This is a genomic window from Desulfurivibrio modestus (genome assembly GCF_044068625.1).
GTDB lineage: Bacteria > Desulfobacterota > Desulfobulbia > Desulfobulbales > Desulfurivibrionaceae > Desulfurivibrio.
In genome coordinates this window covers 167,856-174,204 of the sequence record NZ_JBIPKH010000004.1, presented here as the reverse complement: position 1 = coordinate 174,204, position 6,349 = coordinate 167,856, and the positions used below count along the sequence as shown (strand labels likewise).

At 62.1% G+C, this 6,349-nt stretch carries 7 protein-coding genes; 1 reads left to right on the top strand and 6 read right to left on the bottom strand.

Features of this window, described 5'->3' with window-relative positions; all coding sequences use genetic code 11:
• Positions 1-218: 218 nt before the first annotated feature.
• Positions 219-2,009: a translation elongation factor 4 gene (gene lepA / locus ACHHRT_RS04580; RefSeq protein ID WP_395498159.1), complete on the top strand. Its 1,791-nt coding sequence runs from the start codon at positions 219-221 to the stop codon at positions 2,007-2,009.
• A gap of 13 nt (positions 2,010-2,022) precedes the next feature.
• Here lepA and ACHHRT_RS04575 read toward each other — a convergent pair whose 3' ends face one another.
• The 6 genes from ACHHRT_RS04575 to cutA all read right to left on the bottom strand — a co-directional run bounded on the left by ACHHRT_RS04575 (position 2,023) and on the right by cutA (position 6,189).
• The gene (locus tag ACHHRT_RS04575) at positions 2,023-3,039 is read right to left on the bottom strand and encodes an LPP20 family lipoprotein (RefSeq protein ID WP_395498157.1); all 1,017 of its coding nucleotides are present in this window, start codon (positions 3,037-3,039) and stop codon (positions 2,023-2,025) included.
• A gap of 1 nt (position 3,040) precedes the next feature.
• On the bottom strand, positions 3,041-4,366 hold the full coding sequence (locus tag ACHHRT_RS04570) for a COG3014 family protein (RefSeq protein ID WP_395498155.1): 1,326 nt from the start codon (positions 4,364-4,366) through the stop codon (positions 3,041-3,043).
• 14 nt (positions 4,367-4,380) lie between these two features.
• Positions 4,381-4,986 (bottom strand): penicillin-binding protein activator LpoB, encoded by a 606-nt coding sequence (locus ACHHRT_RS04565; protein ID WP_395498153.1) that lies wholly within the window; start codon positions 4,984-4,986, stop codon positions 4,381-4,383.
• A complete protein-coding gene (locus ACHHRT_RS04560) occupies positions 4,983-5,504 on the bottom strand; it encodes a hypothetical protein (RefSeq protein ID WP_395498151.1) in 522 nt (173 codons plus the stop codon). The genes ACHHRT_RS04565 and ACHHRT_RS04560 overlap by 4 nt, the downstream gene beginning before the upstream one ends.
• A 153-nt stretch (positions 5,505-5,657) precedes the next feature.
• Positions 5,658-5,867: a hypothetical protein gene (locus ACHHRT_RS04555; protein WP_395498149.1), complete on the bottom strand. Its 210-nt coding sequence runs from the start codon at positions 5,865-5,867 to the stop codon at positions 5,658-5,660.
• 1 nt (position 5,868) lies between these two features.
• Positions 5,869-6,189, bottom strand: coding sequence for a divalent-cation tolerance protein CutA (gene cutA, locus ACHHRT_RS04550; protein ID WP_395498147.1), 321 nt, complete (start codon positions 6,187-6,189; stop codon positions 5,869-5,871).
• Between the last annotated feature and the right edge of the window lie 160 nt (positions 6,190-6,349).

The window sequence follows — 6,349 nt, the reverse complement described above, 5'->3', positions numbered from 1 at the left end:
TAAATTTTTACATTACCCAGGGGTGAGATCTCTTTAACTCGGACCATTAAAAATGGTTGCCCAAACCACCTCAGGAAAATAGCAGCCTCGGCAAAACCCGATTGCCGTTAATTAGTTTTTATGTTATAGGTACGGGATTTTACGGCCTCGCCCCGCCCTTCTCCCGACCGCGACCGCCCGGCGGCCCGCACCGGTTTTGACCAACACTACGGATATCTATGAACAATATCAGGAATTTCAGCATCATCGCCCATATTGATCACGGCAAATCCACCCTGGCCGACCGCTTTATTCAACACTGCGGCATGGTCACCGACCGCCAGTTCAAGGACCAGTTGCTGGACAACATGGATATCGAGCGGGAACGGGGGATCACCATCAAGAGCCAAGCGATCTGCCTGCCTTACAGGGCCGCCGATGGCCGCGAATATGTCCTCAATCTGGTGGACACCCCGGGGCATGTGGATTTCAGCTATGAGGTCTCCCGGGCCTTGGCCGCCTGCGAAGGCGCCCTGTTGCTGGTGGACGCCGCTCAGGGGGTGGAGGCCCAGACCCTGGCCAACCTCTATCTGGCCATGGAGAACGACCTGGAGATCATTCCGGTGATCAACAAGATAGATCTGCCCGCCGCCGACCCGGAGGCGGTGACCGCCCAGATCGTCGATGATTTGGGGCTGGAGGAGGAGCGGATCTGCCGCTGTTCGGCCAAGACCGGCCAGGGGGTGGATTCGGTGCTGGAGGCGGTGGTCAAGTTTCTCCCGCCCCCCCAAGGCGATCCGGAAAAACCGCTGCAGGCCCTGATCTTCGATGCCCAGTACGATTCCTTCCGGGGGACCATCATCTCCTGCCGGATTGTCGAAGGCCGGGTCAAGGCCGGGGACATAATCACCTTTATGTCCAACGGCATCAGCCACAAGGTGGAGGAGGTGGGCCATTTTCACCTCAAGCGGGAGGCCTGCCGGGAGCTGAGCGCCGGCGAGGTGGGCTATATCATGGCCGGGATCAAAAGCATCAGCGATGCCCGGGCCGGGGACACCATCACCCTGAAGGAAAACCCCTGCGCCGTGGCTTTACCCGGCTTCCAGTCGGCCAAACAGGTGGTTTTCTCCTCGATCTACCCGGTTTCCACCGACGAGTACGAGGATCTGGCCACCGCCATCGACAAGCTGACCTTAAACGACGCCGCCCTGACCTACCAGAAGGATTCCTCCTCGGCCCTGGGTTTCGGCTTTCGCTGCGGCTTTCTGGGGTTGCTCCATCTCGAAGTGGTCCAGGAGCGGCTGGAGCGGGAGTTCGATCTTTCGCTGATCCTCACCGTCCCCTCGGTCAACTACCATGTCTATCTCCAGGACGGCAGCATGGTCGAGGTGGACAACCCGGCCTATTACCCCGATCCCGGTCATATCGAACGGGTTGAGGAACCCTATATCAAGGCCACCATCCTGATTCCCGAGCGCTACATGGGGGTGGTGATGAACCTCTGCATGGAGCGGCGGGGGGTCAACAGCAACCACCACTACCCCATGCCGGGCCGGATCGAGTTCTCCTGCGAGTTGCCGCTGAGTGAGGTGATCTACGATTTCTACGACAAGCTCAAATCCCTGACCCAAGGCTATGGCTCCTTCGATTACGAGCTGCTGGATTATCGCCCCGGCGACCTGGTCAAGCTGGACCTGCTGGTCAACGGCGAGAAGGTGGACGCTTTAGCCCAGCTGGTCCATCGGGCCAACGCCCGGGCCCGGGGGCTTTCCGCCTGCGAGAAGCTCAAGGAGGAGATCCCCCGCCATATGTTCAAGATCGCCATCCAGGCCGCCATCGGCGGCAATGTCGTGGCCCGCACCAACGTTTCGGCCATGCGCAAGGATGTACTGGCCAAATGTTACGGCGGTGACATCACCCGCAAGCGTAAACTGCTGGAAAAGCAGAAGGCCGGCAAGAAGCGGATGAAGACGGTGGGCAACGTGGAGATCCCCCAGAGCGCCTTCCTGGCGGTGCTGAAGTCGGATTAAACAATCGATCAGGTTAATCGGCGGCGACGAAACCAAGGAGAACCTCGCGCAACTGGCCCTCAAGCAGAGCGATTGCCGCCTCCACGGCCCGCCGCCAGGCCGATTCCCGATCTTGAGCCGATTCCTTGAGCGACCAGCGTTCCGTGCCCCGCACCGCCCCCGCGGGATCATAGAGGGTCAGCGCCAGGGTGCCGCGCTGCCAGTACCAGCCATCCTGGCGGCCAAGGTCATCGAGCTGCAACTCGGCGTGGAGGGGAAAAGCGTCGGCCCCGAGGGAAACAGTAAACCCCGCCGCGGCAACCCCGCCGGCCAGGGCGGTATTCAAGCTGGCCGCCTCAACCCCCAAAGCGACGGGCTTAATCCTGAGCCGCCCCGCCAGCTCTTCCAGATCGGCGGCCAAACGGGCCAATTGCCAGCGGGGCTCCACCCCCAAACCACTGGCTTCCACCACCTGCAGGGCCCGCTGCAGGCCGGCCCGCTCCACCTGGCTCTCCAGGGCCCGACTGGCGGCGGCAATCCGCCGCAACAGATCCCCGTCGCTCCGGGCCCGCTCAATCTCCAGGGCCGCGACTTCATCCAGGCGGCCGATCTCGGCCCGGAACCCCGCCGCCGCCGGGGTGCGAGCCAGAACCGCCAGGGCATGCCGCTCCCCACTAAAGGGATCACGCCACACCTCGGCAATCCGCACCCCGCGCACCACCTGCTCGGTATGGGTTACCAGACTGCGGCTGACCTCCAGCTCCCACCGGCCCGCTTCACCAACCAGACCGCCGCCCCCCAGGTAGCGCTGCTCATCGCTGCGCTGCTCCCGGACAGTTACCTCGAAGACCTTGGCCAGATCGGCCCGGGCCCGATCCTGGGCGGCGGCCAGGTCGGCGGCCCGGCCCCGGCCCACCAAATAACTTTGGTCGGGATAGCGTTCACTGACCCCATCCACCCAATCGGGCTGGGTCCGCAGCTCCCTGGCGGCACAACCGCCCACCGCCAGGACGACAACCATTACCAGCAACAGCAGCTTTTTTTGCGCCATCTCATCCCCTCTCCATGGCCCACGGCCCGATCCAGTGATCCTGGATATAGACAACACCTTCCGGTTGCACCTCGATCCCCGGATACTCTCTGCTCATCAGCACCCTTCCCCCGGACCCCAGCCACTCCACCCTGATCTCGTAACGACCCGGGGGCAGAGACAAACGGGCAAGATGGAGCCGGGCCGGCAGGGTGACCCAGGAGCGGGTATCGGCCCGTTCGCTGGCAACAGCGGCGATATTGGCCAGCACCCCCAGCAACTGGTCGTTTCTCTCCACCTCCCGGATGGCACTGCCTTTTACCACCAACCGGGCCAGGGCCCGGCCGGTGATGCCGGGCATGGCCGCCTCCAGGGCCCGGCGGGCCAGGTTGTCGAAATCCTCGCCCAAGGCCGCCATGACCTCCTCCCCGTTGGCAACCACCCGGATCTCAACTGCAGGAGCGGCCCGCTGGGGAGGATAAAATGGCGTGGCCACCCGATACCAGCGGGCATTGCTCCCCGCCAGAACGTTAATGGATTGCTCCTGCCGGACCGGCGCCAGCCCGGTACCCAGAATCACCGTCACCTCACCCCGCTCCCGCCGGGTAAGCTCGGCTGGCGAATCTTCAACTCCAAACAGATCACGATAGCGCCTGACCTCATCATCCAGGCCTTGCCGCCGGGCCAGGCGCTGCAGATCAAGTTGCAGCGGCCGGGGAACGGCGGTGACGCCCCCGATGGAGTGATAGGCGGTAAAGGCCTTGCGATAGGCGATCAGGGCGTCACTCCACTCCCCGGCCCTCTCGAAGACCAGACCGGAGAGATATCGCATGATCCCTTCCGCCCCGAGCTTGCGCTCCTGCTGGGAAAGTTGCTCCAGGGCAAGATCCGCCTGCAGGATCTCCACCCGGGCGGCGGCATAATCGGCCAGGGCCAGGTAGTTGAGGGTTTTGTAAAGGTGGAGCAGTACCCGCTCGTAGGGGTCGCCGATGTAGCTGCGCTTGGCGTCGTTCACCGACAGGGCCGCCGTCTGTTCACTGATACTGATGGCGACAAGCCGGTGGATCAGCTCCTTGGCCTCTTCCAGGACCTGGTTGCTGGCGGCGAAATCTCCCGCCAGCCGCAACAGCATCCCCTTGTTCAGCAGGTAGAGGACCAGATCTTTCCGCCCGCCGGCCCTTTTCTCCAAAATTTGCAGGGCCTGTTCGGGCTCGCCTGCCACCAGACGCTCCTGCAGGGAGCGGGAGGTCTCGGTGTAGGTCGCGCAGCCGGCAAGGCCTCCGGCTCCGGCCAGCACCAGCAGCAGGGAAAAAAGGGCCGGCCAGCCAACCGCGACCCGTTTGCGCATCATGGTATCCCGAATCAGGAGCGCAGGCCCGGGCGGGTGACAAATTTTTTGATCTTCTTCTGGCCGATCCAGACGATCCGGTTATCCACCAGACTGATCAGGGTTAGATCAACCTGATAGTAACGCACCTGCTGCCGCCCCTCGACATCGATGATGGTGTTGATCGTCCCCTGGAGCATATAGTCGGCCCCCAACTCCCGGCCCATGGCTTTGCGGGTGTCTTCGCGGGCGTGGAGATCCTGGTCCCGGCGCTCTTCCCGAATCTCGTCCCGCTCATCCCGGGAGGCGACAAAATCCACCCGCCCGGAATTGATCAGAGCCCGCTGGATATCGGCGACAAAGGTGCGCAGGTTGATATGCTCATGGCTGAGGTTGCGAATCTCACCCACGATCACCGCCGGCTGACCGCCCTGGGTCCTGATATGCTGGCCCAGCCAGGGCTGGGCCAGCACATCCTGCACCATCTCTTCGGAAACCAGCCGCGAATCGGTATCGTTCCAGTTGCCGCTCAGATCCCGCACCTGATCGGGTTCAATCCTTTCAACCCTGGTGGAGCAGGCGACGCTCAGCAGTAGAACCAGCAACAGCAGGCCGGTGTGGTAAAGTATGGTCCGTATCATTGCAAATCTCCTTCCACCATGCGATCAAAGATATTATCGGCGTGGCGACCGACGTGAATTTTCAACCCTTCGTCCATCTCCTTAACCATGGCCACGGTGGATTTGACCTGCTGCATATCCAGCTCGGCCAGGGCATAAACGGTCTCGGTGCGCCGATCCCGCCACCGCCCGATGATCCGGGCCCCACTCAAGTTGACCCGGGTGACGTTTTCGATCTGACGCGATAAGGCCTGCTCGCTGGCCCCACCGCCACCGGCCACCAGATACTCCCGGGAGACGATCTGCAGATAGGAGGAGAGGATCCGAGCCAGCTCGGCCCGGGCCCGATCATCGGCAACCGAGGTCTGCAGCGAGAGATCCCCCATGGCCGGGGCTGAACCCACGCCATGGAACAGCCGACCATCGCGGTCATTAAGGGCCTGGGAGCCCCGATTCACCCAGTCGGGAGCCCCCTTGATCCGCAGGTCGCTCTCCACCACGGTCCGGCTGGCGCAGCCAACCAGCAGCGAGGCTGCCATCAACAAAGCCAAGGACCAACAAACAGACGCGTAACAACGTGCAAACAGGCTCATAATGACCTCCAACTGGTTATGAGAGGGCAACTCGCTTACACTCTTCCCCATTGCCTAAGCGGTTGTCAAGCGGGAATCCGGCCGCAGCCGGCGCTCCCCCTACATCATCCTGATCCGGCCGCAATCGGGGCAGACCCAGGTGGGACCGTTGCTCAGCCCCCAGCGGTTTTCCTTGAAGCACTCGTCACAGATCTCGAAACCACAGGGGCAGTTCCAGCAAAAGGGTAAACCCCGCCCGCAGCAGTGACAGGTGAATCCTTGCCGCCGCCGGCGCCGGCGGGGCGGGTTGGCCGAGCTATTCTCGCTCATTCTAACCCTGCAGTTCGGACCGCAACCACTGTTCGTAGGCCCCGCCGCAGGATGGCATGGGAATGGCCACCACCTCCGGCACATCATAGGGGTGAATCCGGACGATACTCTCCTCCACCTGGGAAAAATGATCGGCCCGGCTTTTAATCTGACACTGATACTCCTCCGTTCGTTCGACACTGCCCTCCCAGCGGTACATGCTGGTGATCGGCCCAACGATCTGGACACAGGCGGCCTGGTGTTCCTCCAGCAGGGTTCTGGCGATCCGTTCGGCATCTTCCCTGGTGCCCACGGTGGTCATAATCTGAATATACTCCATCATTTCACCTCCCAATAACGATGATCCCGCAAAAACCCGCCAAATATGTTGGCCGGTAATGCCGAAACAACAAGTTACAAAGCGTTTCCCGTCGTCGTCGCGGCTTTTGGCGACGTCGACCATAATTATCCGCCGCAGCGACATGCTGGACAAGCGGCTTTTT

What these genes read in the sequence shown, in the direction of transcription:
- lepA (WP_395498159.1), top strand. Translation starts at nt 219, where the DNA reads ATGAACAATATCAGGAATTTCAGCATCATCGCCCATATTGATCACGGC.
- ACHHRT_RS04575 (WP_395498157.1), bottom strand. Translation starts at nt 3,039, where the DNA reads ATGGCGCAAAAAAAGCTGCTGTTGCTGGTAATGGTTGTCGTCCTGGCG.
- ACHHRT_RS04570 (WP_395498155.1), bottom strand. Translation starts at nt 4,366, where the DNA reads ATGCGCAAACGGGTCGCGGTTGGCTGGCCGGCCCTTTTTTCCCTGCTG.
- ACHHRT_RS04565 (WP_395498153.1), bottom strand. Translation starts at nt 4,986, where the DNA reads ATGATACGGACCATACTTTACCACACCGGCCTGCTGTTGCTGGTTCTA.
- ACHHRT_RS04560 (WP_395498151.1), bottom strand. Translation starts at nt 5,504, where the DNA reads ATGGCAGCCTCGCTGCTGGTTGGCTGCGCCAGCCGGACCGTGGTGGAG.
- ACHHRT_RS04555 (WP_395498149.1), bottom strand. Translation starts at nt 5,867, where the DNA reads ATGAGCGAGAATAGCTCGGCCAACCCGCCCCGCCGGCGCCGGCGGCGG.
- cutA (WP_395498147.1), bottom strand. Translation starts at nt 6,189, where the DNA reads ATGATGGAGTATATTCAGATTATGACCACCGTGGGCACCAGGGAAGAT.